25 protein-coding genes and 3 pseudogenes are annotated in these 26,517 nt (G+C 56.0%); 18 read left to right on the top strand and 10 right to left on the bottom strand.

Annotated features, from left to right (window positions below; translation table 11 throughout):
- The 6 genes from F4X57_13950 to F4X57_13925 all read right to left on the bottom strand — a co-directional run.
- Positions 1-250 (bottom strand): IS256 family transposase (locus F4X57_13950; GenBank protein MYC08250.1); only part of this gene is annotated, 250 nt, incomplete at its 3' end.
- A gap of 171 nt (positions 251-421) precedes the next feature.
- Complete coding sequence (locus tag F4X57_13945) at positions 422-1,072, bottom strand: tyrosine-type recombinase/integrase (GenBank protein ID MYC08249.1); 651 nt, start codon at positions 1,070-1,072, stop codon at positions 422-424.
- Positions 1,069-1,500, bottom strand: a complete 432-nt coding sequence (locus F4X57_13940) for a PIN domain-containing protein (GenBank protein ID MYC08248.1) — start codon at positions 1,498-1,500, stop codon at positions 1,069-1,071. Before F4X57_13940 ends, F4X57_13945 begins: the two co-directional genes overlap by 4 nt.
- Positions 1,490-1,720, bottom strand: coding sequence for a hypothetical protein (locus F4X57_13935; GenBank protein MYC08247.1), 231 nt, complete (start codon positions 1,718-1,720; stop codon positions 1,490-1,492). The genes F4X57_13940 and F4X57_13935 overlap by 11 nt, the downstream gene beginning before the upstream one ends.
- 351 nt (positions 1,721-2,071) lie before the next feature.
- The gene (locus tag F4X57_13930) at positions 2,072-2,971 is read right to left on the bottom strand and encodes a hypothetical protein (GenBank protein MYC08246.1); all 900 of its coding nucleotides are present in this window, start codon (positions 2,969-2,971) and stop codon (positions 2,072-2,074) included.
- Entirely contained in the window at positions 2,953-3,531 is a 579-nt protein-coding gene (locus F4X57_13925) for a hypothetical protein (protein MYC08245.1), read from the bottom strand. The genes F4X57_13930 and F4X57_13925 overlap by 19 nt, the downstream gene beginning before the upstream one ends.
- 380 nt (positions 3,532-3,911) lie before the next feature.
- Here F4X57_13925 and F4X57_13920 point away from each other — a divergent pair, with 380 nt between their 5' ends.
- The 4 genes from F4X57_13920 (at position 3,912) to F4X57_13905 (ending at position 8,629) form a co-directional block, all read left to right on the top strand.
- Positions 3,912-5,153 (top strand): AAA family ATPase, encoded by a 1,242-nt coding sequence (locus F4X57_13920; protein ID MYC08244.1) that lies wholly within the window; start codon positions 3,912-3,914, stop codon positions 5,151-5,153.
- A 39-nt stretch (positions 5,154-5,192) separates the two neighbouring features.
- Positions 5,193-7,457, top strand: coding sequence for a S8 family peptidase (locus F4X57_13915; protein MYC08243.1), 2,265 nt, complete (start codon positions 5,193-5,195; stop codon positions 7,455-7,457).
- A 796-nt stretch (positions 7,458-8,253) separates the two neighbouring features.
- Complete coding sequence (locus F4X57_13910) at positions 8,254-8,421, top strand: response regulator transcription factor (protein ID MYC08242.1); 168 nt, start codon at positions 8,254-8,256, stop codon at positions 8,419-8,421.
- A gap of 1 nt (position 8,422) precedes the next feature.
- A complete protein-coding gene (locus tag F4X57_13905; protein MYC08241.1) occupies positions 8,423-8,629 on the top strand; it encodes a hypothetical protein in 207 nt (68 codons plus the stop codon).
- 49 nt (positions 8,630-8,678) lie between these two features.
- On the opposite strand, the gene F4X57_13900 is transcribed toward F4X57_13905, so the two are convergent.
- Both F4X57_13900 and F4X57_13895 read right to left on the bottom strand, forming a co-directional pair.
- Entirely contained in the window at positions 8,679-9,440 is a 762-nt protein-coding gene (locus F4X57_13900) for an ATP-binding protein (protein MYC08240.1), read from the bottom strand.
- Positions 9,437-10,924: pseudogene (locus F4X57_13895) on the bottom strand (IS21 family transposase). Before F4X57_13895 ends, F4X57_13900 begins: the two are co-directional and overlap by 4 nt.
- A 302-nt stretch (positions 10,925-11,226) precedes the next feature.
- Between F4X57_13895 and F4X57_13890 the strand changes: the two are divergent.
- The 4 genes and pseudogenes from F4X57_13890 to F4X57_13875 all read left to right on the top strand — a co-directional run bounded on the left by F4X57_13890 (position 11,227) and on the right by F4X57_13875 (position 14,306).
- Positions 11,227-12,027 (top strand): transposase, encoded by an 801-nt coding sequence (locus F4X57_13890; protein ID MYC08239.1) that lies wholly within the window; start codon positions 11,227-11,229, stop codon positions 12,025-12,027.
- Positions 12,024-12,780 (top strand): annotated as a pseudogene (locus F4X57_13885) (AAA family ATPase). Before F4X57_13890 ends, F4X57_13885 begins: the two are co-directional and overlap by 4 nt.
- Before the next feature lie 89 nt (positions 12,781-12,869).
- Positions 12,870-14,216 carry an ISNCY family transposase gene (locus tag F4X57_13880; protein MYC08238.1) on the top strand — a complete coding sequence of 449 codons (1,347 nt, stop codon included), beginning with the start codon at positions 12,870-12,872 and terminating at the stop codon, positions 14,214-14,216.
- Between the two features lie 6 nt (positions 14,217-14,222).
- Positions 14,223-14,306: pseudogene (locus F4X57_13875) on the top strand (response regulator transcription factor).
- Positions 14,307-14,405: 99 nt separating this feature from the next.
- Here the strand turns inward: F4X57_13875 and F4X57_13870 are convergent.
- Complete coding sequence (locus F4X57_13870; GenBank protein ID MYC08237.1) at positions 14,406-14,684, bottom strand: hypothetical protein; 279 nt, start codon at positions 14,682-14,684, stop codon at positions 14,406-14,408.
- A 494-nt stretch (positions 14,685-15,178) separates the two neighbouring features.
- On the opposite strand from F4X57_13870, the gene F4X57_13865 reads away from it, so the two are divergent.
- From F4X57_13865 to F4X57_13835, 7 genes are all read left to right on the top strand, one after another.
- Positions 15,179-15,862 carry a toprim domain-containing protein gene (locus F4X57_13865; GenBank protein ID MYC08236.1) on the top strand — a complete coding sequence of 228 codons (684 nt, stop codon included), beginning with the start codon at positions 15,179-15,181 and terminating at the stop codon, positions 15,860-15,862.
- A 24-nt stretch (positions 15,863-15,886) separates the two neighbouring features.
- Positions 15,887-16,102 carry a hypothetical protein gene (locus tag F4X57_13860; protein ID MYC08235.1) on the top strand — a complete coding sequence of 72 codons (216 nt, stop codon included), beginning with the start codon at positions 15,887-15,889 and terminating at the stop codon, positions 16,100-16,102.
- Between the two features lie 130 nt (positions 16,103-16,232).
- The gene (locus F4X57_13855) at positions 16,233-16,523 is read left to right on the top strand and encodes a hypothetical protein (GenBank protein MYC08234.1); all 291 of its coding nucleotides are present in this window, start codon (positions 16,233-16,235) and stop codon (positions 16,521-16,523) included.
- A gap of 500 nt (positions 16,524-17,023) precedes the next feature.
- The gene (locus F4X57_13850) at positions 17,024-18,160 is read left to right on the top strand and encodes a hypothetical protein (GenBank protein MYC08233.1); all 1,137 of its coding nucleotides are present in this window, start codon (positions 17,024-17,026) and stop codon (positions 18,158-18,160) included.
- Complete coding sequence (locus F4X57_13845) at positions 18,130-18,951, top strand: hypothetical protein (GenBank protein ID MYC08232.1); 822 nt, start codon at positions 18,130-18,132, stop codon at positions 18,949-18,951. The genes F4X57_13850 and F4X57_13845 overlap by 31 nt, the downstream gene beginning before the upstream one ends.
- 414 nt (positions 18,952-19,365) lie before the next feature.
- The gene (locus F4X57_13840; protein MYC08231.1) at positions 19,366-20,019 is read left to right on the top strand and encodes a hypothetical protein; all 654 of its coding nucleotides are present in this window, start codon (positions 19,366-19,368) and stop codon (positions 20,017-20,019) included.
- A 428-nt stretch (positions 20,020-20,447) separates the two neighbouring features.
- Positions 20,448-21,194, top strand: a complete 747-nt coding sequence (locus tag F4X57_13835; protein ID MYC08230.1) for a tyrosine-type recombinase/integrase — start codon at positions 20,448-20,450, stop codon at positions 21,192-21,194.
- 354 nt (positions 21,195-21,548) lie between these two features.
- Here F4X57_13835 and F4X57_13830 read toward each other — a convergent pair whose 3' ends face one another.
- Complete coding sequence (locus tag F4X57_13830; GenBank protein ID MYC08229.1) at positions 21,549-22,010, bottom strand: hypothetical protein; 462 nt, start codon at positions 22,008-22,010, stop codon at positions 21,549-21,551.
- Positions 22,011-22,101: 91 nt separating this feature from the next.
- On the opposite strand from F4X57_13830, the gene F4X57_13825 reads away from it, so the two are divergent.
- The 3 genes from F4X57_13825 to F4X57_13815 all read left to right on the top strand — a co-directional run bounded on the left by F4X57_13825 (position 22,102) and on the right by F4X57_13815 (position 26,182).
- Positions 22,102-22,869 (top strand): hypothetical protein, encoded by a 768-nt coding sequence (locus F4X57_13825; GenBank protein ID MYC08228.1) that lies wholly within the window; start codon positions 22,102-22,104, stop codon positions 22,867-22,869.
- Between the two features lie 179 nt (positions 22,870-23,048).
- Positions 23,049-24,863, top strand: a complete 1,815-nt coding sequence (locus F4X57_13820; protein MYC08227.1) for a tetratricopeptide repeat protein — start codon at positions 23,049-23,051, stop codon at positions 24,861-24,863.
- A gap of 137 nt (positions 24,864-25,000) precedes the next feature.
- Positions 25,001-26,182, top strand: coding sequence for a M48 family metalloprotease (locus F4X57_13815; protein ID MYC08226.1), 1,182 nt, complete (start codon positions 25,001-25,003; stop codon positions 26,180-26,182).
- Positions 26,183-26,517 lie beyond the last annotated feature (335 nt).

Raw genomic sequence — 26,517 nt, 5'->3', positions numbered from 1 at the left:
GCACGTCCGACACTCTCGGAACCTTCACCTCCACCGCCGACAATCCCACCGTCAGTTCACGGCTTGGGTGATAGCCGTTTCTGTATCCGCGAAACTCTTCGCCCCTCTCGTAGCGCTCCCTTCCCAAGAATCTGCTCATCTCCTCTTCGAGGGCGGCAGCAAGCATCCGTCTCGCTCCTTCCCTCACCATAGATTCCAGCGTATCGCCAACTACGTTCTCTTTTTCTTCGTTCTGGTATACTTCTCGCACGGCGTGTCCCTCCAGTTTTTCGTCTTATAGACGGTTTAGTCGACTGGAAGGATACGCCCTTTCTCTTACTCACGCTTTCTCAATTTCCACAACATCTAACATTACTTCCCCAATGTCGGCTGGGCATAACTCACCCAACCCTGCCTTTAGAAGATTCGGCAGCGCTTCTGTTCACGGCACAATCGACAGGCTCCCTGTCGGATCCGGCACAAGCTCTAGGTAGATAAGCGTTGTCTGTATCGACGAGTGCCCCAGCCAGCGCGACAGGTAATTGATGGAGATGCCGTTCATCAGAAGATGCCGTGCGTAGCTGTGACGCAGCGTGTGATTTCCGATCTCCCGGCCCGGTGGAACCGCCCCGAGCTGCTCGGCTCTTGCGTGCGCCCTCTGCACCCAGCGCCAGGCAGTCGAGCGGTGAACGTCGATGATACGCCCCTCTGAGACGTTGCCGAAGGACAGCGCAACCTGAAACGCAGCTCCCAGTTCCGGGTGCACCGGCACTATCCTTGATTTCCTGCCCTTGCCCTGTCGCTCCCGGAGTGTGGGAAGTTCGGCATCGAGCGACAGGTCGGCCACCTCAAGAGCCAAAGCCTCGGAGACACGCAGACCGGCTCTCCACTGCTCCATAATCAGGAGTCGTGCCCTGGGATCTTCTGCTGCCTTGATGATGGCCTGGACTTCGTGCGCTTCTAGGTACTCTGGAAGTTTCTTCTCGACTGCTTCAGCCAGTTGCTGGACTTTCTTGGGATACTGGCAGCGGGGCCTGCGACGGCGGGTGGCCGGTACGGGTGCGGTAGTTGCTGGCAGGGTCTCGGTGGTCATTGCCCATGCTCACTGAAGGGATTTACGGCCAGTACGTCCTGATAGGACTGCCTGGTGTTCAGGTCCTCGGTGAGAATCTGCGTACAGCCAGCTCTCTGGGCTGCCGCTACAATCAGGGAGTCCCAGTAACTGATGCCGTAGAGCCTATGTATGCCGGTCGCACGGCGAACCAGCCGAAGATCTATCTCGACCACCGGCAGCACGCTGAGGATGCCCAGGACTTCCTCTGCTTCCTCGGCAGTTAGTGGGATATGTATGCGCGAAGTCACTACCGTGAAGAACTCGCCGAGTACTTGCGCGGACAACACGGCAGTCTCGTCGGCGATGCCGTTCCTTATAATCTGACGAGCTTGCTCCTGTTTAGCGGGATCGGCGCTGTCGTAGGCGTACACGAGGATGTTGGTGTCGATGAAGTTCCTATCGGGCATAAAGGTCCTCACGACTCCAGTTTCGTGGTCCCATGTCGCGGCTCAGTTTCTCGAAAGACTCATCGAGCGCGGCAATGTTCTGCTGACGTTCCAGCGCATCGCCCTTTGCCACCCAGGTAAGGTAGTCCCTGACCATCTCCGTCAGGGTCGTGTCCTTGTCGATGGCTATTTTGCGGACCTTCTTGACGGTCTCCTCGTCAATGTTCAGCGTGATGTTCATGTGTGTCTCCCCCGGCCTAGCTGCTTCGGAACTTATTACAGTCTAACCATAATAAGGCTGATGTGCCAGTGGAGGGCCTGCGCCGGCGGGAGAGTGCCGTGGTGTCTGCTGCCACACCGACCTCGAAGTTGCACTTATCTGGGCCGAAGGTGCAGCCAATGCTCACTTAGTTGGGCTTATCGACACCGTAGTTGTGGTTACCCGACAGCTGCGAGCGCTTACTTGCGGGTTTCTGCGCAACACCTTCTCCGAGTCATTGTTGCATACTCGAATGAGGTTGTCAGGTTTAAGGGTAGCGCTCAGGTAGGGAGGGGTCGGTCGGATGCAACAAAAGTAGGTATTTTGTTGCAACTAACGAAAAGTAATCTGGCTTCTTCGAGGACGGATCACCTCTAAAGGTGACATTTCATTTGCGGTGTGTTCCTCAAATGAGAACTGAAAATGAGGAAACAGTTCCTCATTGCCAAGGCAGCAGCGCTTGTATTTCCGACCAGAATCACAGGGGCAAGGGTCGTTACGTCTGACGTTCCTAAAGACAGGATGATGCTGTCGCCTTACCTCTTTGTAATAGCTCCAGCGATGCCAAGGCGAGATTAAGTTGCGGCCCAAGAATTTTATGGGAGCCAAGCGGTCGTCATCGTTGCCATCGGGAAAGAAAACGGAATACTTCTGGACCGGCTTCTCTACTAGAGCAATATGCAAGAGCTCAAAATCTTTCACGACCCTGCCGCACATCTCTCCATCGTGTATCTCACCGAGTTCATGTCCACATTCACTTCGAAGAGTGATTTTCGCGTTACAAATCGAACAGCGAATATCCTTGCAAAGAAAGGCTGGACTGAACCCCCAATTCAGCAGGTACAATTCTTGGCATTTCTTCGTGTGGATGCGAGCGTGTTCCACACCAAACTCTCCAGGTCTTTCACTGAAATGCCTATCTAAGAAGCTTATCTCGATCTCGCATCTTTCTAACTGTTGCCAAGCTTCCTCACACTCACCAGACATGATCTGATTGAAAGCAGTGACGAAGTGGTCTTGAATACGACCAATAGTCTCGAGGCACCAAACAGCCTTGGCGGTCAATTGGTCACCGCCGTTGACTGCCTCTCTTTTCAAAGGAGATAGGCTTTGCCAGTATTCTTGCGAAAGACTAGTGTCAACACGGTCTCTATAATCACGAAGATGGCGGCGTGCCAACTGGAATTTCGGTTGATCCATGGCGCGACGCAAATTCAGTTTCTCTTCTTGCAAGATGTGCTTTCTCCTCCACTCACCGTCAGCCCTAAGTTTTCGAAATGTTCCATTGCTGTTCGTTCGAAAGTGTCTGCTGGCCCATCATATTTGAAATGCAGCTGTGTTCCATTGCTGTGCACAAAGTGGATTTCGCTCTTAACGGTATTGTCAGATTTCTCGATATTAGGTTTCTTCAAACGGTCATGGAGAAAAGTGCCTAGGACACTGATCACTAAAGGCAACAGAATGAGCTTTCCGATAAACAGAACCGGAAGGAGGATATCCTCAGATCGATATTCGAACTCGACGTAGTCTTCATCTTTTATCGGAGAGTTAACAACAGCTCGTCCCTTCAGTTCTTCACTAAGGATGCGGAAGATTTCGCGTGTCGAAGCGGGGAAAACCGGACCTTCGTATTCAGGCTTCAGATCAGAAGGGATAAGAAGAACAGTCGCTGCTTGTAACTCAGCCTTGAATGAAGGATCATCATTGAAGTCTTCGAATAGCAGATTAGTGTCCAATTCGGACGCCGACAATTCCACTGAGAGATTAGCAGAGTTGTTGAATTGTGTGTTCAATGTAAACTCCCGTTACCTTGAGTTACTTCTAACAAAAGAAATGCCTCGACCTCTCCATTTACAAATAATGACCTCTCAAGCGCCTTATCACGCCCCTTGTATGCCCCGCGGGCATCATTGGTGACTTGCAGTGCCTGCAGTGGCTCTAATCACCATACCCTAGGCCCGCAGCTCTCGCTATATCGTAACCCCACCAGCTGATCTATGACATCGACAGCTCGAATGCCAAATCCTCACCGGTCGGATGATCGCCACGTAGGCACCCTCGTCCTCCTGGACCGTCTTGGAGCGCTCGCTGTGCACGAGTCCGGCATCTTCCCGAATATCAAGCACGTCGTACCACCGCACCCGGGCAGTTTCCGAGATGCGCAGGCCCACGCTTGAGTGTGGTCGCCTTGATTGCGACAAGAGAGTCTGCATTTAGTGAGCCATTCTACGTGACTCTGAATCTGATAAGAAATGCCTATGGACTAACTATAAGTGATATTGACATATTAGTCCACTTAATTTATAATCATTTCGTACTTGAACTCCACAGGAATGGACTAATGCCTGATATAGATAGAGAATTCGTCCATATAACACGCCTAGCTGCAGATGGAAAATTGGATGACGTTGCAGCCTTATTTAGAAAGGCGGCTCCCTCACTGGTCAAACGTAGACCCGATCTTACAAACGGCATTTCGACAGTATTAGGGATGTTAGATCGGACGAACATGTTGAGATCTGAGGCCTCGCCGCTTCCCGTCGATGTTGATTCTAGATTGGAACTGCTACGTTGGGACAGTAATCCAGCTGTCCCAGTCTCCCCAGTTTGGCCCAAAATGGTCGGTACGGCCCTTGAGGAGGTCATAGCGGAGCGTCACGCAGAAGAGCGCCTATCGGAAGTCGGAGTGAACCCAACTAACTCAATGTTGTTTGTCGGAGATCCGGGTACAGGGAAGACTCTCGCTGCCACTTGGCTCGCGGAACGACTAGAGCTCCCATTGCTCACATTGGACCTCTCTGCCGTTATGAGCAGCTTCCTAGGGAGGACCGGTAACAATATCCGTACAGTTCTGGATTATGCTAAGCGCAGTCCTGGAGTTCTGTTACTGGATGAGTTCGACGCCTTGGCGAAGCGAAGAGATGACGGTTTAGAAATCGGGGAGTTAAAGCGGCTGGTAACAGTGCTGCTTCAAGAAATCGACCGCTGGCCCACTTTTGGAATATTGATAGCTGCAACAAATCATCCAGATCTGCTCGATCCAGCCGTTTGGAGGCGATTTGATAGAGTGCTTGAATTTCCCTTACCTATGCAATCGGACTTGGAAGAACTGATCTGCCAACTCGTCCCTCAGGCCAAGAGGACACTAATCCCAGCGAAGCTGTTGGCTTCGTTGTTTCGCGGTAGTTCGTTCTCTGATGTGACACGAACGATAGAATCTTCCAAGAGAACTGCCGTAATTCAGAATGTCAGCATTGAAGATGTGATGATTCAAGTTGCGGCGGATCTATGCAAGTCTCAACCAAGACGTGAGAAGTTGGCCTTCGCCCGTCAACTGGCTAGAGCTGGCATATCCCAAAGAAAAATCTCGGAGTTTACGGGGATTTCGCGCGACACAATCCGAAAGCAATTGTGAAGACCAACTGGTACATCGACCTTATAGGGAGTTAACTACATGCCTCGCGAGGACAATTTTATCATCGGCCAAGGTGAGAGGCTCACGTATGAAGTTGATGTCCCTTCCGGCGGCAATCAGAAAGTCTTACCTTACGATTTTGGGAGTCAACTAGACAGATTGGACCAGAAGCTCTCCCAGGCTTATGAGTACATCAGCTCCCAACCACCAGAGACGTGTCCCAGTGACAGGGCGGTCGCAGTAGTAACCATGCATCCCCGGTTTATTGCAAAGAGCGATTTTCCAGATAATCTCTTTAGTTCAGTTGGGCTTCGCGCGATAGGAAGCCGATCGGTGCAAGTTGCCCCAGAAAGATGGGGCACCGATAGACATCCAGAGCAAGCTACTACTGATGAGCTGTTTGTGGCAGGTGCCCGTCAGTCGTTCGCTCGATGGGCAGGCAGCATACGCACTTGGGATGAAAGCTCTGGTGTGTCAGGGTCTTTGCGGACAATCGAAAATGTTTCGGCCTTCCACGCCGAAACGAAGGTCAGGTCAATACCTGATGATAGAGACTCCGTAATGCTCGAAGTAATCCTTCATAACGCCAGTGATGAAGATGTGGTCCGGTCATTCATAGATTATGCCTCTCTATTGTCCGCGACTGTTTATACAGAGAAACGTCGTGATATCGGAGGGCTAACCTTTTTTCCGGTTGAGGTAGGCCCATCAAGTGTAGTTGAAGTAGCTAGGCACTCGTTTGTGAGAGTGGCTCGTGAAATGCCTTCGATGCGGCCCTTACACCCTGGTTTAACTCGAGATGACGTAAACAATGGTTCGTTTGCGGTTGCTCTCCCCAGTGAACCACCATTGTCAGAGGGTAATGAAGCGGCAATTTTTGATGGTGGGATACCCAACCACTTGAGATCACAGCTGTCTCCTTGGGTTTCGGTGACCGAACCCTCCGGGATTGGCCCACCAAATCCGAGTTGTGAAGCTCACGGGTTAGCTGTAACTTCTGCTTTCCTGTTTGGCCAACTGTCTGTTGATCAGATACCCAGAAGACCGTTAATAAAGGTGGATCATATTCGAGTATTGGACCAGAACACCGTGAATTCTGACCCACTCAACTTCGAGTATTTCGAAGTTGTCGACCGAATAACCTCTCATCTCGATCAAAATACAGGCCGATACCAATGCGTCAATCTTAGCATTGGGCCTAGCATTCCAGTTTCAGATGATGAGATCTCTTATTGGACATCGGCTTTAGACGAACGATTCGCTTGTTCTCAGTTCATTCCTGCTGTTGCAGTCGGCAACTCTGGCAAAAGTGATGCGGCCAGCGGACTGAATCGCATTCAGCCCCCCGCAGACGCCGTGAACGCGCTGTCCGTTGGAGCTGCTGATAAATTAACAGGCCCTTGGCGGCGAGCTGACTACAGTTCTGTCGGGCCAGGAAGAGCACCAGGGCTGGTGAAGCCGGATGGAGTAGCGTTCGGTGGTACGCAAGACCAGCCTTTTCATGTGATCGGTGCCAACAGTCGTTCAAGACCAGTAAGTGGAACAAGCTTCGCGACTCCATTGTTGTTGAATGCTGCCGCTGGCCTAAGCTTACAGCTGGGCAGCGATGTGAATCCTTTAGCGATAAGGGCACTAATGATTCACAAGGCTCAGGACGACGGCAATAGCCGGCAAGAGGTAGGATGGGGAAAATTTGAACTGGACCCCAATCTAATGATTACTTGTCCGGACGACGAGGCTGTCGTCCTGTACCAGGGAGTACTACCGATAGGCTCCCATTTGCGTGCCCCAATTCCGATGCCGAGCACACAACTCGAAGGGATGGTGACCATCACTGCCACGATCTTAATTGCTCCAAATGTTTGTCCCGAATTTGTCGCCTCATATACGGAGAGTGGTTTTGAGGCAACCTTCCGCCCACATAGTGCTCGATACAACTATCGTGATGGTAAGAAGTCTCTCCACCCGAAATCGAAGTCGTTCTTTTCGGAGAACGCCATGTATGGAGGAAGTGAGTTTGAATTGCGAGAAGGCGGGCTGAAATGGGAACCTTGTGTAAAGAGCACAAAGCGATTTCGAGCCACATCACTCTCAGACCCCGTATTTGACATCTACAACCATGGCCGGCAGCCAGGATCCAAGAGCAATAGCGATAGTCCGGTTCCATACGCTCTCGTAATAGGAATCAAGACTCCCAGTGTTCCAGACTTATACAATCAGATTGTCCGAACGTTCGCTGGTGTGCTAATTCCCATCACACCGAAACTGCGGCTGCCGGTAACAGTAACACCGCGGATAATGTAAGTGGTGAACCTTCCGATATCGGGGACAACATCTGAAAACGAGACGTGGGTCGCAATAAAGTGCTAGGCAATCGCTCAAAGATATCCTGCTCAAGATTTGCATAGCATTAGCTGGGCTGCTCGCGGAGTCAAGTCGACGTCAATATGGAAGCAAAGAAAGTCTGAATGAAGAGGTGACCGTAATGCCACGAAGAAACACTTATAACTACACATACCGAGTCGGCCGGAAGGTATCTCATCGGGGTGTTACGAACAATCCGGCACGTCGTGAACGCGAGCATCAAAGAGCACGCCCCGGAGGCAAATTAACAGTTGAAGGTAGAGCAAAAACACGTACTGGCGCATTGCGAACTGAACGAAACCAGAAGAGAACCCGAGGTTATCACGCGTAAGGCTCTGTCTCGCTCTTCCCCTAAAAGGCAGCGGGCATCACAGCCATTCCAGTGCCTCCAGCGCCCTCTCGCTCCTGGTGTTCCTCGTCGGTATTGAGGGAACCTTCCAGCACCCGTGCGTCCGCACCGCAGAGCTCCCTGCGTGCTATCCTGATAGCCAAACCCACACCCCCGAGTGGTTAGAGTGCCCATCGCTCAGTCCTGCGGATCTCGTCATGCCGACCACGTATCGGATGATTTGCGACATCGACAGCCCGAACACCAAATCCTCCTCGGTCTAGTGTAAGCGCCAACGCTAAAATGTCCGAAATCGCCAAGTTTGAATTGACCCACCCCTAAGCGGAGTGCATCTTAGTCGGAACATCCGACAGGAGGTGCAGCTGCCCAATGTTAGGGGGTAAGACAGTGAGAGAGATCTACGAGTTGAAGGGCAAGGGGAGGTCGATCCGCGGGATCGCGGAGGATCTTGGCATATCGAGGGCCACGGTACGCAAGTATGTGCGGTCGCCAGGGGGCCCCAAGCCCGAGCCGAGAGTGAAGAGGGGATCGAAGCTGGACGGCTACAAGGAGTAGCTTGGCGGAAGGACTTGAGAACTGCGTGGTGCTGCTGAGGGAGATAAGGGAGATGGGCTACGACGGTGGCTACAGCACGCTGAAGAACTACGTTCATCCGAGGCGCCGGCCGAGTGTCAAGGGCGCGATGATGATGGACCACCGCGGCGGCGAGAAATTGTACCACTTGCCGCCAATGTTCAGCGATTATGTCCGTGCTAACTGCTAAGGGAATATGCCCCCTTCAGTGGGGATCGGCTTGAGGTCGTAGTTCGACTTCAGGACGATGCAGCGGTTGCTCTACCGCTCTGTCTGAGGCGGTAACTGTCGCCGTTCATCTCGATGATGTGAACGTGGTGAGTGAGCCTGTCAAGAAGAGCGCCGGTCAGCCTCTCCGACCCGAACATCTCGGTCCATTCGTCGAATGGCAGGTTCGTTGTCACCAGGATCGAGCCACGCTCGTATCTCTGGCTGAAGACATCGAAGAGCAGTTCCGCTCCAGTGCGTGACAGCGGCACGAAGCCCAGTTCGTCGATGATCAGCAGCTTGAGGCGGGCAAGCCTCTTCTGCAGGTTCAGCAGCTTCATCTCGTCCCGTGCCTCCATAAGCTCGTTCACCAGGGCCGACGCTGTGGTGAAGCCGACCGTCAGTCCCTTCTGGCAGGCGGCGAGTCCCAGTCCCAGCGCGATGTGCGTCTTGCCGGTACCGCTGTTGCCTATGGCGATTACGTTCTCACGATGCTCGATGTACTCGCAGCGCGCAAGCTGCGTCACGAGCTGCCTGTTCACCGACGGTATGGCGGTGAAGTCGAAGGTGTCGAGGCTCTTGACCGCGGGGAAGCGCGCGGCCTTGATCCTGCGCGCCACCAGGCGGTGTCGGCGGTCTATGAGTTCCATTTCCGACAGCCTCAGCAGGTAATCCGGATGGTCCACACCCTCAGAGGCGCACTGGGCCGCTATCTTGCCGTACTCCCTGAGGAAGGTCGGCAGCTTCAGCTCCTTCAAGTGATGTTCCAGCAGCAGTGTCGGCCTGTCGCTCACGATGCCTTCTCTCCAAGCAGCTTCATATAGTCTCCCGCGGACGTCGTGCTGACGCTCACACTCGGCAGGTGCGGATGCAGTGTGAGGTCGAGCCTTGGCGGCCGTCCCTCGATCCTGCACAGTAGCAGGTGCTTGACCGCGTCGTAGCCGGTCGCTCCCCGACTGATCGCATCGCGCACTGCGGCGTGAACCTCGTCATCGGGGAAGTCTTCAAGCAACCTGAGCACTCGCACGAACTCACGCTTGCCGGGCTTACCCATCCGGGCCTCCTGCAGACGCCGCAGCCTGCCGTACTCCTCGGGCAACTCCCATCCGGCGAGTGGGGCAGCCTGATCCAGAGCTCCGGTCTTCTGCTCCAGCAGCGGAAGGTAGTGCATCGGATCGAAGACGAAGTCACCGTGTTCGTACGACCTGGGGTGACGCGCTATCACCTCGGTGCCGCAGCTGATGACCACCTCATCGACGTAGCCTCTTACCAGCACGTCCCTCAACGGGAACAGAGTAGTCGTTGCTGCGGTAGCGCACCAGCGACTGCGAGCTCACACGGGTGGCATGCTTGTCGCTCGCGTCGTAGGGAGCCGCGGGCAGCGCAAGCAGCGCTCCGAGGTCACGCTCCATACGCTCACCTATCGTCTCGGTGTGTCCCCTGAGCCTTGCGTCCATACGCTCCAGGCACTCACGCTCCAGGTGCGCGTTGAGCTCATCGAAGTCCTTCACCCTAGGGACCGGAACAAGGAAGTTCCTCCTGCCGTATCCCACCATGCCCTCGACAATGCCCTTGTCGTTGCCCTTGCCGACTCTACCGAACCTGTCTGCGAACAGATAGTGCGACTGAAGCTCCGTGAACGCTCTCGTGCGCTTGCGTCGCCCTCCTCCCAGTATCTTCGCCACGGCAAGCTTCGTGTTGTCGTACAGTATGCCCTGCGGAACGCCGCCCAGAAAGGCGAACGCCGACACGTGCCCGTCGCAGAACGCCTCGGTCGTCTCGGCGGGATATGCCTTCACGAACACGCCGTCGCTGTACGGAAACGACATCACGAAGTAGTGGATCCTGCGCCTCTCGCCACCTATGGTCGCCCATGCCTGACCGAAGTCGCACTGTGCGTGACCGGGAGGGTGTTCCAGCGGCACGAACATCTCGCGCGCCACGCGCCGGTGATCACGGACGTAGTCCTTGACTATGGTGTAGCCGCCGTCGAACCCGTGCTCGGCCTTCAGCCGGTCGAAGATGCGCTTGGCCGTGTGGCGCTGCTTCCTCGGCGCACTCAGGTCGTCTTCTAGTATGCGATCTATGACGCCCGTGTAGGGCTCCACTTCGGTCGTCGCGGTGGGCGCTTCCTGCGGTAGCCCGGAGGCACCGAGTGCGACAGCATCTTGCGCACGGTGTCCCGGTGCAACCCGAACACCCGGGACGCTTCCCTGATGCTCATCCCCTCCACCAGGCACGCCCTGCGCACACGCAAATACATGTCCACGATGTACATCCATGATCACCTTCCTTCGAGTCTCGGCAGACTCTACAGGAAGGTGACAGACGGTATGGTTTTAGACCGCCGCAATCGGCTTGTCTATCCTCCTTCGTGGTACATTATGCCGCCGCCGTTCATAGCCGAGCCAGCCGAAGGCGACGATGCGGTTTGAGACTGGCACGGGAGAGCAAGCGCAGGTGGACTGCGGCGTGGTGAGCTACAAGGGAGAGGACGGGCGCAGGCATCGTATGTGGCGTTCGTGATGGTTCTGGGCTTCTCTCCCGCCATCTACGTGGAGTTCGTTCGTCCGTGCGGACGTGCCGACGTTCATCAGGTGTCACCTGAACGCCTTCGACTACTTCGGCGGAGTGCTGAGGCGCTGCCTGTACGACAACGCCAAGGTGGTGGTTATCGAACGCGATGACGAGGACGGCGATCACGAGTGGAACTCTCGGATGCTGGACTTCGCACGCAGGGTTGGCTTCGAGCTGAGGCTGTGCAAGCCATACAGGGCGCAGACGAAGGGGAAGGTTGAGAACGGCGTGAAGTACGTGAAGGGGAACTTCTGGCCGTCTGTGCGGTTCAGTGACGACGCCGACCTGAACAGGCAGGCACTGGCATGGTGTGTCGAAGTCGCCAACGAGCGAGTGCACGGCACGACCGAGAAGGTTCCGAAGGCGATGCTTGGCATCGAGCGCAGCAGCCTCGGTGCGCTGCCTGAGCGTTCCACCCTGGGCGTGTACCTTCGCGAGGACCGCAAGGTAGGACGTGACGGATACGTGAACTGGGACGGATCGCGGTACGGAGTACCGTGGTCGTGGTCAAGCAACATGGCGCAAGTCGGCGTTAACGCCGGGATGGTGGAGATATGGTGTGGTAACGAGAGCCTGGCGGTGCATCCTCGGGCGCACAGGCGCGGACAGAGGCTGACACTGCCCGGCCAGTGGGACGGGTCGGTGAACGGTGAGACGAGGCCCAAGCGTGAAGCTTTGGCGGTGCAGGTGTCAGCCCAGCAGGTTGAGCGTCGTTCGCTGGACATATACGAGCTGCTGGCCGGTGGAGGTGTGCGATGCTCGCTCTTGAACAGGCACGCAGCCACCTGGAGACGCTGGGTATGACACAGGTGATGGAGGTGCTGGACAGCAGGCTGGACGACGCTGCCAGGAAGCAGCTACCGTACCCCCGAGATGCTCTCCGACCTGCTGGGAGTGGAGGTGTCCGCTCGCAGGGAGCGCTACATGACCACCAGAACGCGCATGGCGAAGTTGCCCTTCCATCGCACACTGGAGGAGTTCGACTTCGACTTCCAGCCCTCGATAGACGAAAGACAGGTGAAGGAACTCGCCACACTCGCCTTCGCGGCGGAAGCCAGTAACCTGCTGCTGCTGGGTCCTCCCGGAGTGGGCAAGACGCACCTTGCGGTGGCGCTCGCTCTGAAGTCGATAGAGAACGGGTATGGAGCCTACTTCGTGCGGGCCTACGACCTGATGGAGGACCTGAGGAAGGCGAGAGCAGAAGGCAGGCTGGACCGGCGTATGCGGGTGTACCTTGTTCCCAAGGTGCTGATAGTGGACGAGTTCGGCATCTGGCCATACGACAAGGAGTCTGCAACGGCGTTCTTCAGCCTGGTGTCGGCGAGGTACGAGCGTGGCAGCATCATACTGACGTCGAACAAGGGCTTCGCCGACTGGGGTGAGCTGCTGGGTGACGCGGTGATAGCTACCGCGATCCTCGACAGGCTACTGCACCACAGTCACGTCATCAACATCCGCGGGGAGAACTACAGGCTGAAGGACAAGCGGCAGTCCGGTCTGCTGACATCGAGCAGGCTGCTGACATCAACATCTGAAGAGACACAAATAGAGCGGTAATAGGACTAGGGTGGCTCAAATCTAATCCGGCGAAAATTGTTGTTGCTCAGCGATTCCGTCCGTGCTAACTGCTCAGCGACAATGTCCGCATGATGGAGCATGTGACATTGACGCAGCAAGAACAGGCAAGACTTCAGGTACTCAACAACTTACTGGCGGGATACATGACGACGGAGCAGGCAGCGACACTGATCGGAGTGAGCACACGCCACACCAGGCGCATACTGGCGGCATATCGACAGGAGGGAGCAGCCGCACTCGCTCACGGCAACAGGGGTCGCAGACCTGCCAACGCTACACCGGATGGAATGGCTGATGCAGTCGTTGCCCTGGCGCAGACCAGATACGCAGGAGTCAACCATACGCACCTGAGCGAGTTGCTCGGCGAGAGGGAAGGCATCGAGATCGGCAGGAGCACGCTCCATCGCCTACTGGTGAAGGCTGGGGTGAGCAGTCCTCGCAGCAGGCGTCCGCCGAAGCATCGCGTGCGTCGACAGAGGATGCCCCTTGAAGGGATGCTGCTTCAGATAGACGGCAGCCATCACAGGTGGTTGGGGAAGGACGGACCGCAGTTCACGTTGCTGATCGCGGTGGACGATGCCACCGGGTGTGTGGCCGGTGCACTCTTCTGTCAGGAGGAGACCACCCGCGACTACTTCGAGATGCTCGAGGAACTGATGGGGCACTGGGGCATACCGCTGGCGCTCTACTCCGACAGGCACTCCGTCTTCAAGCAGACTTCCGGGAGAGGACGGAAGGTGAGGACTGCCACGCAGTTCACTCGCGCGATGGACGAGTTGGGCATACAGCTGGTGTTCGCACGGTCACCACAGGGCAAGGGTCGGGTGGAACGTATGGCGGGAACCTTCCAGGACAGGCTGATCAGCGAGCTTCGCCTCGCCGGTGCGTCCACCATCCCCGAAGCCAACGCTGTACTCGCGGACTTCCTGCCTCGCTTCAACGGACGCTTCAAGGTGCCGGCACGGCAGCCCGGTGTGGTGTACCGTCCACTTGATCCCGACATCTATCTTGACCGTATCCTCTGCTACAAGCACTGGCGCACGGTCGCCAGGGACAACACAGTGAAGTATCGCTGGCGTACTCTGCAGCTGCTGCCTGATGTGGAGCCGGGGACCTATGCCGGATCGAAGGTGGAAGTGCTGGAGGGACTGGACGGAACTCTGCGGGTGCAGCACGAGAGGTACATCATCCCGTCACAGGAGGCTCCACCCCGTCCGGGAGTCTTGCGTGACACTACTCAGATGATCGCTCGGGACGTTCATCCCAACAACGCGGACAGCGGCTGGATGCACAGATACGCGCAGATCGCGGCGGGCGCAGCCGCTGATGGTGTCAACGGAACACATCAGCCCGTCACTGTGCTGCGCAGGAAGCCCAATCGGCGACAGAGGGCGTGGTGGAAGGCTATCCATTGAGCCAAGCTGCAAGGCACGTCCAACCGCGCAATCGCTAAGAACCTAGGGATCAGCAGGAACACCGTCAGGAAGTACCTGGCGGCGGAGAGTCTGGATATGGTGGGAGCTGTCGTGACGCCGAGAATCCGACGATCTGATACTATGGCCAACTACACGAACGGACAGAATCGCTGAACACTTAGCCGGACATTATCGCTGCACATCGACACGAAAATGCACAAAGTTGCGTCGGCGTTGACACACGCAAGCCTCAGCAGCTCCGGCGCGGACCTCAGCAGCCATACGACCGGCTCGCTCTTCCTCGCGCCTCAGAAGCCAACTCTCTACAGCGGGGTCCCAGAAGCGAAGGTCCCCGTCCGTCCACCATAGCTCCAGCTTCAGAGCCTCGCTGTGCGACCACACACGCCCATCGGTCTTACACCGCATCTTCAGCCAGCGATACTTCCCGTCCACCAGACGCTCACCCACTAGGGCTCCCTGTAGAACTCGCCGCCGGTCGCGTCGAAGCTCCAGTATTCTCCCACGCCAATCTCAGCGTACAACTCCCGCTTTCTTCCCAAGAACGAATCTGGGCTGTGCATGAATGATGGCTAAGTCACTCTGCTTTGACTAGGTTACTATCTATGCATTCCGTGCATTATATGTCCACAAAACCATCGCCATGATCTTCTCTCGGGTTTCTCCGGCAGCATTCGCAAAGCTTCCCATTTTCCTGATCCTGGACGTGTATCATCCGCATCAGTTCAATATGAGTCTCCTCGGGGGGCAAATGTAGGATTTTCTTCCAGCGTCCGTCATCCTGCTCTTCCCATTTCGTATAGGCCATATTCTTATCCTCCGTCACTAATACGATCAAGGGTGTTTCGTCCGCAAGGGACTCATACCTGCTGCTGCCTGCCGGCAGGCCCAGCCGTGGCGAGCCCTTGGTCGTCTGCGAGGGTGAGAAGGCGGTAGCCGCGGCGATGAGTGCCGGATTCGCCTGCGCTTGCTGGAGCGGAGGTAGCGGTTCCGCCGGAACCATCAACTTTGACGAGATCGACGGTGTGGATGTGGTGCTGTTTCCGGACAATGACCACGACGGCATAAGGGCGATGCGCGCCATCGGCAACAGGATGGACGGCGTCGCCCGCTCGGTGCGGGTCGTGGACCTCGCGGGCATGCCCGACAGGGCGGACATAGCCGACATATCTACAGACGACGCCAGAAGGCGCATTGCGACCAGCAGAGGCTTCGCTCACTTCCTCAGGGCCACGGGTGGGCCGATCAGGGAGAAGGGCGCACAGCAGCCTATCAAGCTCTCCTCCGAGTTGCGGCGTCTGGCTCATGTAATGAACTTCGACTCCGGGACGTATCTCGCCGACTTCAGCGCAGACCCAACCTTCAACGAATCGGGCCTCGCCCATATTGTTTTGGAGAACCAGGCCGAGAAGCTGCTGGCGGTCACCGGCAATGAAGGCGTCGAGTTCCTGGTGCTGCGACGGAACGGCACGTGGAGCCGTGACGCAGGGGACCTTCGCCGCCTGATCTCAAGCGTGGGCAAGCATTACCTGAGAAGGATGGTCAATTGCGGCGATCAGCCGCCGTACGACGACGACGGGACATTCTTCTCGGCGGTCAGGGCACTGAGAGCGGTGGAACAGGGTTAGTCCATAGCCGGTGTGCCGGCTGCGATGCGTCTCGCGTTTCAGGAGAAGCGGCAGCTGAATAAATTGCCGAAGCATCTGCTTGTCTGTGATGAGAGCGAGATCGACGCGGACCCTCGTTACAGGGGGGTCGCAAACGGTGTCGTCGACCTGGAGTCCGGAGAGCTGCTGTCCGCTAAATCGGCGCGCAGGCTGCTGGTGTCCAGAGCGGACGAGAGTAGATGTACGCCGGCAGGCCACTGAGTGTGGGCGGCTCTCACACTTGCGAAGTTAGGCACACCTTCGTTCGCCGATCCGCTGGCAAAAGCCTAGCATAAGCGCGTATCGGGATAGGTTAAGCCATTCCTCGCGCGAAGTTCTTACAGGAGTAAAGATGAGCGACCACAAGACCCAATACTCAAAGGACGAGGTCATACGGGGACTAGTCGATTTCGATGTTGAGAAGGCGGCACAGTACCTGGCGGGCCATGTCAATACCTTGTATCTGCGTCGTACTGTGGACAAGTTGATGCACGAAGTGATGCTTCCGGCCATGCTGTCTGACGAACCTTTCGATGCGGACTCTCTTTACGAAGAAGTCACGTCCAGATTAAGGGAGTTTCATTCCCGCCAGGCACAGCTGGATGACGCCTTCGTCAGGGTGATCAACGAAGACGATGCATGACACTGGTTCGCCTGGAGAGGGTTCGCAACAGTTGCAGAGATGGACGTCAGTAGATGACTCTAGTCGTCATCGGTGACACTGGTGGCCTTCGGATCTAATCCAAGTATCTACTTCCTTGCTGTGGTACCTAGGGTGATGGCTTTCATAGACCGGGCTGAGGACGCGACGCGTGCCTTCGTTGGTGTTCCCGCGCAGATTCGCAGATCACTGGCCGTATATTTGCTGGTGCGCCGCCGGAGTTTAGCGAATCAGAGCAAAGGTCATTTCGCTCCAGGAAGTGTTGGTCTTCGACGCAATCAAGGTCAGCAAGGCGATGTACGCTGCTGCATCGAAAGTCGGAAGATGGGCGTTCAAACCGGCCTCACGACAGGCAAGACAATAAGATTTTGAGCAGATAGTCCTTGCTGAAGGGCCTGTTGCGTTATAGGCTCTGCGTGAGGCGCTTGGTCAGATTTATTCCGTTAGCGGCGGCAATTTGACTGGACAGTGTTGCATGGTTTATGCTGTTGCACATAATGCGCAACACACTCTCTACTGCAACGACACTCGCCCGAACCATTTTTGATGACCTAAGTGGCCGCCTGCCACCGCGGTGGACCCTGCACGACTGCACACGCTTCGACGGTTTCGATTCTCCCAGGTCTGACGCGACATGGGAAATTCAGGATCCACGGGGCGCATCCTCACTTGTCGTCGTAGAAGTAAAGGTCAATCCGAGCCAACCCAATTATATCAACTTCATCTCCGGCCAACTGCTGCAGCTGGCGGATTCGCTGAACGATCGAAGAAGATACTACGATACTGACCCCATTCCGTTGCTCATCTCCTCCTTCCTGAGCCCCCTGGCAAGGGAACGGCTTGATGCAAATGGTATCAGCTACGCCGACTCGACCGGAAATGTCCGATTTGTCTCCGAAAACCCTGCCATCTTCATCGAGACACATGGAGCGGACAGAAATCCATTCCGTGAGAAGCGCTCCCTTCGCTCACTGAGAGGGGGGCGGGCTGGCCGCATCGTCAGAGCCTTCCTGGACTACCGCGCGCCTTTCGGAACCCGCGAGATTGCCGCCGAAACGCAGAATTCCCCCAGCACAGTGTCGAGAGTGGCCGATCTGTTGGAGAGGGACGCGATCATTATCAGAGAAGGTCCGAGGGGACGCATTGTCTCCGTGGACTGGGAGACCTTGTCACGCAGGTGGGCAATGGACTACGAATTTACCAGGTCCAACACCCCGACGACTTGGCTTGAGCCGCGCGGCACAAGAGCACTACTTGAGCGGCTCCGCTTCACAGACTTCCGGTACGCCGTCACCGGTTCATTCGCCGCCTACAGGCTGGCGCCCGTGGCTGTGCCGAGGCTGCTGACGCTGTACACGGAAGACCCCGAGGCCGACGCCCTGGCGCTGGGGCTTCGGCCGGCAGACACGGGAGGGAATGTTCTGATAGTACGTCCTTTTGATCCGGTGGTGTTCGAACGCACTCAGCACGAGGATGGCATTACATACGCTCGCGTCACGCAGGTCCTGGTAGACCTGATGACGGGGACTGGCAGGTCTCCTGTGGAGGCGGATGGGCTACTCGAGTGGATGCGGATTAACGAGGAGGCATGGAAACTTTGGATATCCAGCCGTACATAGTCGCCCGCGAGGGTCTACTGGACGCCGTGGAAGCTCTGGGACCTCACCGTGAAGCGGTCATCCTGGTAGGCGCGCAGGCCGTTTACGTTCATACCGGAGCTTACGACAGTGACTTCGCCGTATCACCATTCACGCTGGACGCCGATATTGCGATAGACCCTGACCTGTTAGGCGACTTTCCAATTCTTATCGAAGCCATGGGCGAAGCCGGATTCAAGCCGACGACGCAGCCAGGTATATACACCAGAGAAGACGGATCACACATCGACCTGCTGGTGCCGGAAGCGGTGGGCGGTCCTGGAAGCAGAGGCGCGCGTCTCGGCGTCCACGGCAACAGGGCCGCGCGCAAGACTCACGGTCTCGAGGGCGCTCTGGTCAGTCATAAAGCAACATCGATCAGGTCAATGGTTCCGGGAAGCAAAAGGCACTGTACCTTGAAAGTGGCGGGTCCGGGTGCTCTGCTTGTCGCGAAGGTCCATAAGATAGCCGAGCGGATTGACGATCCATCCCGCCGGTCACGACTTCACAAGGACGCATTCGACATCTACAGACTGCTGCGTTCCGTCGGAACGACAACTCTGGCTGACGAGTTCCGAGTCCTGGAGTCGGCGGAGGTGTCTCGCGAAGTGACTGCCGAGGCGCTCGCCAAGTTCGAGGAACTGTTCGTGTCCCGGTCTGGTCTGGGGACCGATCTGGTCGTGCAGCACGTATTCGGCATTGAAGATCCCGACTTCATCGCCGAGTCTTGTGTCGCCTTCAGCGAAGACCTGATGAGCGAGCGCTCACGATAGATGACGTATCAAAGTGATTTCAGCGCGAAGAGTCAGCTTGTGAATGGCCCGGTCCGTGCGACATGTGTCCATCGCCAGCAAAGGCGGCCGGAAGGACGAGAGTATCCGCGTTGGGTGTCACAAACCAGAAATTGTCTTCGACCTGCCGGCGAACAACGATGCAAAATCAAGGCGTCAGCACAACAACGTAGCTTCAGCATCGAAGGTCCTGTTCTCTTATGACACGACAACAGGAACGAAATTGGAGTGCGTCGCATCCGCTAAAACATCGCTGAAACGGGGGCGGCTGCGCGGGACATCTGGAATCCAGTCGCGGCGACAGCTGCCGGAATGGAGGGTTGCTGGCGTCGGTGTCTTCCCGAGCAGCGGCAGCCAGAGTTAACGGACTGGGTCGTCGCAGATAAGGATCAGGACATGACCAAGAGAAAAGAAGTTTCGGAAAAGACACTGGAGTTAAACGTCTGCGCGGAAATGATCCAGCATATTAGGAGTCACCCTCCGTTTCGTAAAGCCTCCTGGCATGGCCTGACTCAACGAGAAGAACGACAAGAAGGGCTGGACGCCAAGATCAGGAATGCTCCCAAGGGTGTTGCCTTGATGCTCCAGTTTAAGTCTCCATGGGCGACGTTGAGGGTAGACACACTCTACAAATTCACCATAAACAGAAGGCAGCATAAGGCGATGGAGCGGCTTGGACACCCCGGCGCAGTCCATTACGTCTTCCCGCTGTATAGTAAGTGGTGCAAGATATACAAAAATACACCAGACCTTCTGCAAGACACCTGGCTGGTTCCTGTGGAATGCATACCGTCAAAATACTTGGCAAAGGATTCGACCACCATTGAGGTGAGGAAGCTCTCCCCTTCAGGAGTACGTGCGTCAGGCCCGAATTGGGAATCGAAATGCAACGCGATGAATGCAGGAGAATATTTCCAGCCGAGGACCGGAAGTCTGTCAGATATTCAAGGAATAGGTGTAACTGCGCCTCAGATGAGAGAGTGGATCGATGGTCGGGATTGGACAGCATTGCGATTTAGGGGGCTGGGATTTTTCTACCTACCCTTATGAACGAATCTCCATAGCTGAGAATGGACAGGGAAGTCACATCTGCGCGCGTCGACTATCCTTGCCGGCACGATGATTTCTCAGGCGAAGATACTCGTGTAGCGCGGCACCGTATAATCCGTGAAACCACTGTTCTCGCACCGCTTTTTCTGGGCGTTTTTCGGCCCTTTTTAAATGCGGTATAATTACACTTATACCGCAACTAGGAAGTAGCGACAATGACCCTCCAGGCACAGCAACCACAGCCCGAGAACGCTCCGGCGATTCTGACGGACGACCAGCGCTGGCGAGTGGCGGACGCTCTCGAGAGCGCCTAGTCTGAAAACACTCGCATAAAGTACGCCAGCCAGTTCGGTAAATTCAGGCGCTGATGCGAGCAGGAAGACTACTCCGCACTTCCGGCTCAGCCGGAGGTACTGGCCGCATATGCCGTGGAGCTTGCAGACGATGAAAAGAGCATGTCCACGATCCGGCTTGCGGTCGCCGCTATCGTCAATGCTCACAGCCGCGTTGGACTGGAGTCACCCCAGACTGCCGGCGTCACCGAGACGTTTCGGGGACTGTCACGGCAGTTGGGTGTCAGCCAGAAGCAGGCAAGACCACTTGATGCCGATGCGCTCGCCGCGATCCGGGCGACGGCGCTCAATCCGAGGATATCCAGGGGAGGCTCGCTTGAGTCGGAGGAGACCGCGCTTAGGCGCGGCCGGCTGGACATCGCTCTGGCGTCCGTGATGTCTGACGCGAGCCTTCGGATATCTGAGGCCGCAGCTCTCAGGTGGCGCGACGTGCTTGATGCCGAGGATGGCGCAGGGCTGGTGTACATCGAGCGATCGAAAACAGATCAGGCAGGGGAAGGGGCCTATGTGGTGGTCACTCCTGACACCCTGACTTCGTTGAAGCAGCTGCGAGGGGACACTGAGACGTGGACCGATGATGATCTCGCCTTCGGGCTGTCGAAGTCGCAGATAAGCCGGCGAGTGGACAGCATGGCAAGGGTTGCGGGCCTGGGAGAGGGGTACTCTGGACACTCCGGTCGTGTGGGCCTGGCGATCAGGATGACGCGACGGGGAGCTCCGCTTCAGGCGGTGCAGACTCACGGCCGCTGGAAGTCGCCGTCGATGCCGGCGAGGTATACCAGGAGCGAGAAGGCGCTTGTGGCCCTCAAGTGGCTCGTCTAATATGTTGTGAGCCTACAATTTAGAGATAACTTGCCGTGCAGCGGCGCACACATAGGCGCAGCCTATAGGCTGACGCTTCCGTGACAGTCAGTAGATTAGAACACTCCTCTCGTCAACGCGTATAGCGGTACCCTGGCTGCGTGTGAAAAGAAATAGAAGTGCCATCATCTAGTTCCAATTAATGACGCAACTTTGGAGCGGTTGGGAATACTCCAATCCATTCGCGAGTGTGCGCCTTGGGCATCCCGTGAGTTAGACAGTGCCGTAAAACCACTTTCATGACTGGTCATTTCACACCCACCGCCGCCGTCCTAAAGGCGGCAATCACTGGCGCGCTGTTCGCCGCCGCCAGCGTCACTGGCGAATTGGGGCGTTGGTCGTGCTGGTTGGTGTGATCGTCGTGGCCGCGGTGATTATATTTGCGAGGAACGAAGTGTTCACCGGATTAATGTCTCCGCCGTCGCAGAGAATGAGTGCGCCACCTCCCTCTCCGGTGCAAGCGGATGAGCCAACCGAGCGGAGGACATTGACGTTGCCCAGTGCGACGCCATCTGTGACCGCGACACAGATACCTGAACCTTTGTTAGCGCCAGCCATGTCTCCGATACCAACCGCTACTAACACTGCAAGGCCTGCAGATACTTTGGCGACTCCGACGCCTGTGTCCGCAACAACCAACACATCAACACCTACCCACACGCCTACGACAACATCGGCGCCTACCAGCACCCTCACGCCCACTCCTACGATTACGATTGTGGCTCCAACTTTCACACTGACGCCCACGGCAACTGTAACGCCGATGGTTACGCCCACAACTACTCCATCCCCTAAGCTTACAGCGACTGCCACTGCTACACGGACGGCAACGGCAACTCCGACATCAGAAGAAAGAGAACTCACTACAATGGGAACACCACCTGAGCACATGGTCTATGCCTGGTGGGACTGGGACTACCAGAACCCGCTGCGAAACCAGCAGAGCGCGCTCAACGAAATTACAGTCGAAATCGAGATACATAACGACATTGAGTTAGCCGGTACAGGCAACGGCATATACCTGATGGTCTGCAGTGGAGATGTCGATGGCATCGGATACTATTTCGGGCTGCAGACCGATGTGCATAACAACAACGCCAATGTCTCAAGCCGCAATACTGGCAAAGGATTGATTTTCTCTCGGTGGAAAGAGAGGAACTTGACCAACGCCAGAATTCCCGATGGCGGATTTATGGAGTCCTCAGGGCACGAGGGCAACTTCATTGGCGTCAGGCGGAACTACGACTGGGGCGCAGGCAAGTACCTGCTTCGCATCGGACAGGATGGTCCTGATGACTCAGTGGGACGATGGTATGGACTGTGGATAACGGATCTCGCCGTCAACCAGGAGAACTGGATCGGCTCGATGCGGTTTCCCTATATCAACGGAAGGGCGCTGCTCGGCCCCAGGTGCTATAACACGGTCGAGATTTACGGTCCACCTATAGCTCCAAATGACATTCCATACTGGAAGGTGACGCTGCATCCTCCGAAGGGAGACGGGAAGGAGGCTACCGTAACTGATTACGGCTTCTCCCCTTTCACAGGCGGTTACAGGAATACCCGCTTCTCGAACGAAGAGAGCGGCGCCGTCATCTATGAAGTCGGGCTCGATCACATCCCCGCCGACAGGTAAGCACTCGCCAGACCCCGTTTCCTCAAGCAACTCTTACTCAGTGGACATCAGAAATTCGAGGCAACGCGGTCACATTCAGCAGTTAAGGGATCCCGCGACACGCCAGCATGGCCCTTTTCTATTTGCGCTGAACGGAATAGACTCGCTGTCAGAGAGCTCTTCCATTCGGGAAACTGCAAATGTTACAGAGCGAGGTTAGCCAAATGGTTGGAAAATTATGGCGACGCGCAACCAACGTGTTCAAGTCAGGACAAAAAGAAACCTTCCTCGAAGCGGGCATCAACTACTTGAACGCCGGAGAGTACGGCGAGGCCCTGTCCTGCTTCGACGAGCTCATCAGAGTCGATCCCATCAACAGCGAGGCCTACCGCCTCAAGGGGAACGTTTACTGGGCGGCCGGCGATCTCGATACGGCGTTGGCTCACTATGACAAGGCCATTGAGCTGGGCATGCACGGAATCGACGTCAACTACGGCGACGCCGAGGCATACACGTCCCGTGGACTGATCTACTACAACAAGGGCGCACACGACTACGCCATCAGTGACTTCACGAGGGCCATCGACATTCTCCCAACCCAAATGCTCCACGACCGTGAGGAGAAGACGTTTGAGAGCGAGGAGGCGAGGCTGCGCTCGCAAGAATACATAAGCCACTTCTCCGCCAGAATTGCCGCCGTACACAACAACAGAGGGAATGCTTACAGAGCGGTTGGAGAATTTGACAAGGCCATAGAAGACTACGGAGCGGCAATCAGACTACGACCGGGAGTATCTGTGTACCACAGCAACAGAGGGGGCACTCACGTTTTCAAGGGCGAGTTTTCAGAGGCGATGCCAGACCTGAGAGAAGCGCTGCTCATGGACCCCCGGAACGAACAGGCTTATGTATCCAGGGGGCATGCCTTCACCGAGGGGGGAGACTATGACGAGGCCGCAGAGGACTTTCGCAAGGCGATTGAGCTGAATACGGATTACGTCACATATTATTTCAGCAACGCCTACTACGCCGGCGCGGACAGCGGCGTCCGTCCATACACTCCTTATGACATCATCAACACAATTAGGCAATTCAACATCGTGGATGGAGTGCGAGATGCGGTTGATTCCTGGAGGGCGCGGCAGGGCCTGCCGGAAGCGATGCCAAGTTCGGCCTTGGGGAAGGCGGCGCTGAAGATCGCAACAAGATATGCCGAGGAAGAAATAAAAAGCCCGGAGCAGGTCTACAGGGAATTCGATCAATATGTCTTGGAAGGCGAGGACGAGTATGCAGGCTGGTCAGGCATGGCCTTTTACAGGGAGACGTGGCCGATGCATACGCCGGATGAGGAGATAATTGAGGGAATGGCCGAAGTGCTGCGCCGTCAGTTAAGCGACCTGGCATACGAAGACTTGGGTTTCGGAATAGCGTGCGGGTATACCGACGACTCGCACTCACGCTTCGGTGTCTTCGTGGCCATCGGTTACGGAACTACGGACGGTAGTGCCTACGCTGTTAGACACATCAACAACGCTCGTGAAGCGGCAGGCGTCCCGAGGCTCAGGATAAATTATCCTCTGCGGTCGATGGCGCGAAAATACAGGCCTATGGCAGAAATTCCGGATGATGACACCCTACGCGAGGACATAACGCGATATGGTTACCTCGGTCCCGGGTGGAGAGCACGTTGGTACTTCAACGGAGCGCACAGCCCATTGCTCAGGGACGTTCTACCGGAGGCATTCGCTCTCGAAGAGACCTCACCATACACTCTTTTACTCAGGCACGACAAGACGGGCGAACTGGCGGCATCGGCTCTCCTTGCAGACCACCAGGATATCCTGTTGCGGTCTGACTGGCAGGATATCGCAGTGACCACTAGAATTTCAGGATCGCAAGGGGAAGAAAAAGTGCAGGCAGAGTTTCTCATCGCCTGGAAGATTCCTCATGACGCCGAGCGCCCATCGCACTTTCCGCCGGAGCCTGAAAACTCACGTGAAGTCCCGCTGGAGTGATCTCCGCCAACGGCGCTTGATTCCTCGTTGTGGCGCCCCAAGCGGCATCTCCGCACCTAGCATAGATACCTTTCCAACGCTAGCCTTTCCAACGCTAGATATGATACTCGAATCCTTGACAACAACCGAGTGAATTTATGGGGCATATGAAAATGCGCGCACCAACGACCGGCACGCGCATTCCTGTGGCTCTCGTGGGGCTGGGATTGGCCTTTCGGATTGGTACGTTCCTGCTGTGGCCGGTCATGTTTCTAGGAATCCTGGCGATCTGTGGATTTGTCGTCTGGGGAGCAATTGAAACAGGCAGATATTTCTTTCTCTTGTACATACTCCCGATTCCGCTCGTTGGAGGTTACATCTGCTTTCAGGCGGCGGGGCTGACGCTTAAGGGAACGGGAAGTTCCGAACTGGCGATGGTAGCTTCGAAGGCCGATTACCCCGCCCTGTGGGATATGGCCGAACAGTGCGCAGACATGGTCGGGGCCGCTCCGCCCGACAACATTCTGATCGGAATGTCCGCCAATTTCTACGTTACGGAAAATCCGGTGTCGCTATTGGGGCAGTGGCGTTCGCCTGTTGTAGAAGGACGCTCGCTCTATGTCAGTGCCCCGCTTCTCAGGGTGATGAAGCTGGACGAGACAAAAGCTGTGCTTGCGCACGAATTTGCCCACTTCACCGGACGGGACACGGTTTACAGTACGCAGATCGCGCCGGCGTACGCTTCCCTCACAAGCGGCATACACGCCATCAAGTCTCAAATCGACTGGAGCATCAATGGGATTGTGCTCGTCCTCCCGATGCTCATCACCCTCGCATATCATGGAATGTTCCGCATACTCGACAACGCAATTTCGAGAAGGCGCGAACTTCGTTGCGACGAGATAGCCTCGGAAGTCTATGGACGGGTCCACATCAGCAACGGACTGCTGAAGGTTGTGGGCTATGGAAACTTGCTTTCGGAGAACATCGACGGACAGTTCGTCTCACTCATGAGAGAAAACCGGACTTTGCACAATTACCCCGAATGGTTCAGCTATTTTGCTCGGGAAGAGTCGACTAGGTCGGTAGTGAGCAGGATACTCAGCTACGCCGCCGCCGCGAGGACCCGGGCCGCAGACTCTCATCCCGCTCTGGGAGCCCGCCTGAAGGCACTGAACGTGTCGTCCTTGCTTCGCTCACCCGACATCGACACGCACTATCCGCTGTCTCTTGAGTTCAATCTGGAGCATCTTGAGGTGGAACTGACGCGGACTTATGCCCGACAGCTTCAAAACTATGTCGAATCCGAGTTACTAGTGAACGACTCTTGCGCCGCGTGACACCTTCTTAGTGGGGATGAAATATCAGAGCCAGTGAGCCATAACTTCGACTACTGCAATCCAGGGCACGATCACCCTGGTCGCTTGCCGCATCATGTCAAGAAGAGAGTCATAACCCGCCGGAATCTGATCTATCGCCGAAAGTCCCAGTATGGACGGTATTTATCCAGATAACGTGCAGTGAGAGATCTCAACAGTATTTCGGGAACTCGCATAAACGTTTCCAGCGCGGTAGCGGTGATGCGCCGTCCTTTGTCCCTCGAAGAAGGACGTCTATTGAACAGATTTGTCAAGTCACTTCGGTTAAGCTATACGATTCGTAGTCTGATATACTC

This window comes from Chloroflexota bacterium, from assembly GCA_009840355.1.
In the GTDB taxonomy this organism is placed as follows: Bacteria; Chloroflexota; Dehalococcoidia; order Lucifugimonadales; family JADFKI01; genus Bin90.
Note: the sequence above shows the minus strand (reverse complement) of the source record. Positions and strands in the feature narration are given on the sequence as shown.

What these genes read in the sequence shown, in the direction of transcription:
- F4X57_13820 (MYC08227.1), top strand. Translation starts at nt 23,049, where the DNA reads ATGTTACAGAGCGAGGTTAGCCAAATGGTTGGAAAATTATGGCGACGC.
- F4X57_13845 (MYC08232.1), top strand. Translation starts at nt 18,130, where the DNA reads ATGGAAACTTTGGATATCCAGCCGTACATAGTCGCCCGCGAGGGTCTA.
- F4X57_13850 (MYC08233.1), top strand. Translation starts at nt 17,024, where the DNA reads ATGCTGTTGCACATAATGCGCAACACACTCTCTACTGCAACGACACTC.
- F4X57_13915 (MYC08243.1), top strand. Translation starts at nt 5,193, where the DNA reads ATGCCTCGCGAGGACAATTTTATCATCGGCCAAGGTGAGAGGCTCACG.
- F4X57_13880 (MYC08238.1), top strand. Translation starts at nt 12,870, where the DNA reads ATGATGGAGCATGTGACATTGACGCAGCAAGAACAGGCAAGACTTCAG.
- F4X57_13945 (MYC08249.1), bottom strand. Translation starts at nt 1,072, where the DNA reads ATGACCACCGAGACCCTGCCAGCAACTACCGCACCCGTACCGGCCACC.
- F4X57_13860 (MYC08235.1), top strand. Translation starts at nt 15,887, where the DNA reads ATGCGTCTCGCGTTTCAGGAGAAGCGGCAGCTGAATAAATTGCCGAAG.
- F4X57_13940 (MYC08248.1), bottom strand. Translation starts at nt 1,500, where the DNA reads ATGCCCGATAGGAACTTCATCGACACCAACATCCTCGTGTACGCCTAC.
- F4X57_13815 (MYC08226.1), top strand. Translation starts at nt 25,001, where the DNA reads ATGGGGCATATGAAAATGCGCGCACCAACGACCGGCACGCGCATTCCT.
- F4X57_13840 (MYC08231.1), top strand. Translation starts at nt 19,366, where the DNA reads ATGACCAAGAGAAAAGAAGTTTCGGAAAAGACACTGGAGTTAAACGTC.
- F4X57_13855 (MYC08234.1), top strand. Translation starts at nt 16,233, where the DNA reads ATGAGCGACCACAAGACCCAATACTCAAAGGACGAGGTCATACGGGGA.
- F4X57_13825 (MYC08228.1), top strand. Translation starts at nt 22,102, where the DNA reads ATGGGAACACCACCTGAGCACATGGTCTATGCCTGGTGGGACTGGGAC.
- F4X57_13865 (MYC08236.1), top strand. Translation starts at nt 15,179, where the DNA reads ATGAGTGCCGGATTCGCCTGCGCTTGCTGGAGCGGAGGTAGCGGTTCC.
- F4X57_13935 (MYC08247.1), bottom strand. Translation starts at nt 1,720, where the DNA reads ATGAACATCACGCTGAACATTGACGAGGAGACCGTCAAGAAGGTCCGC.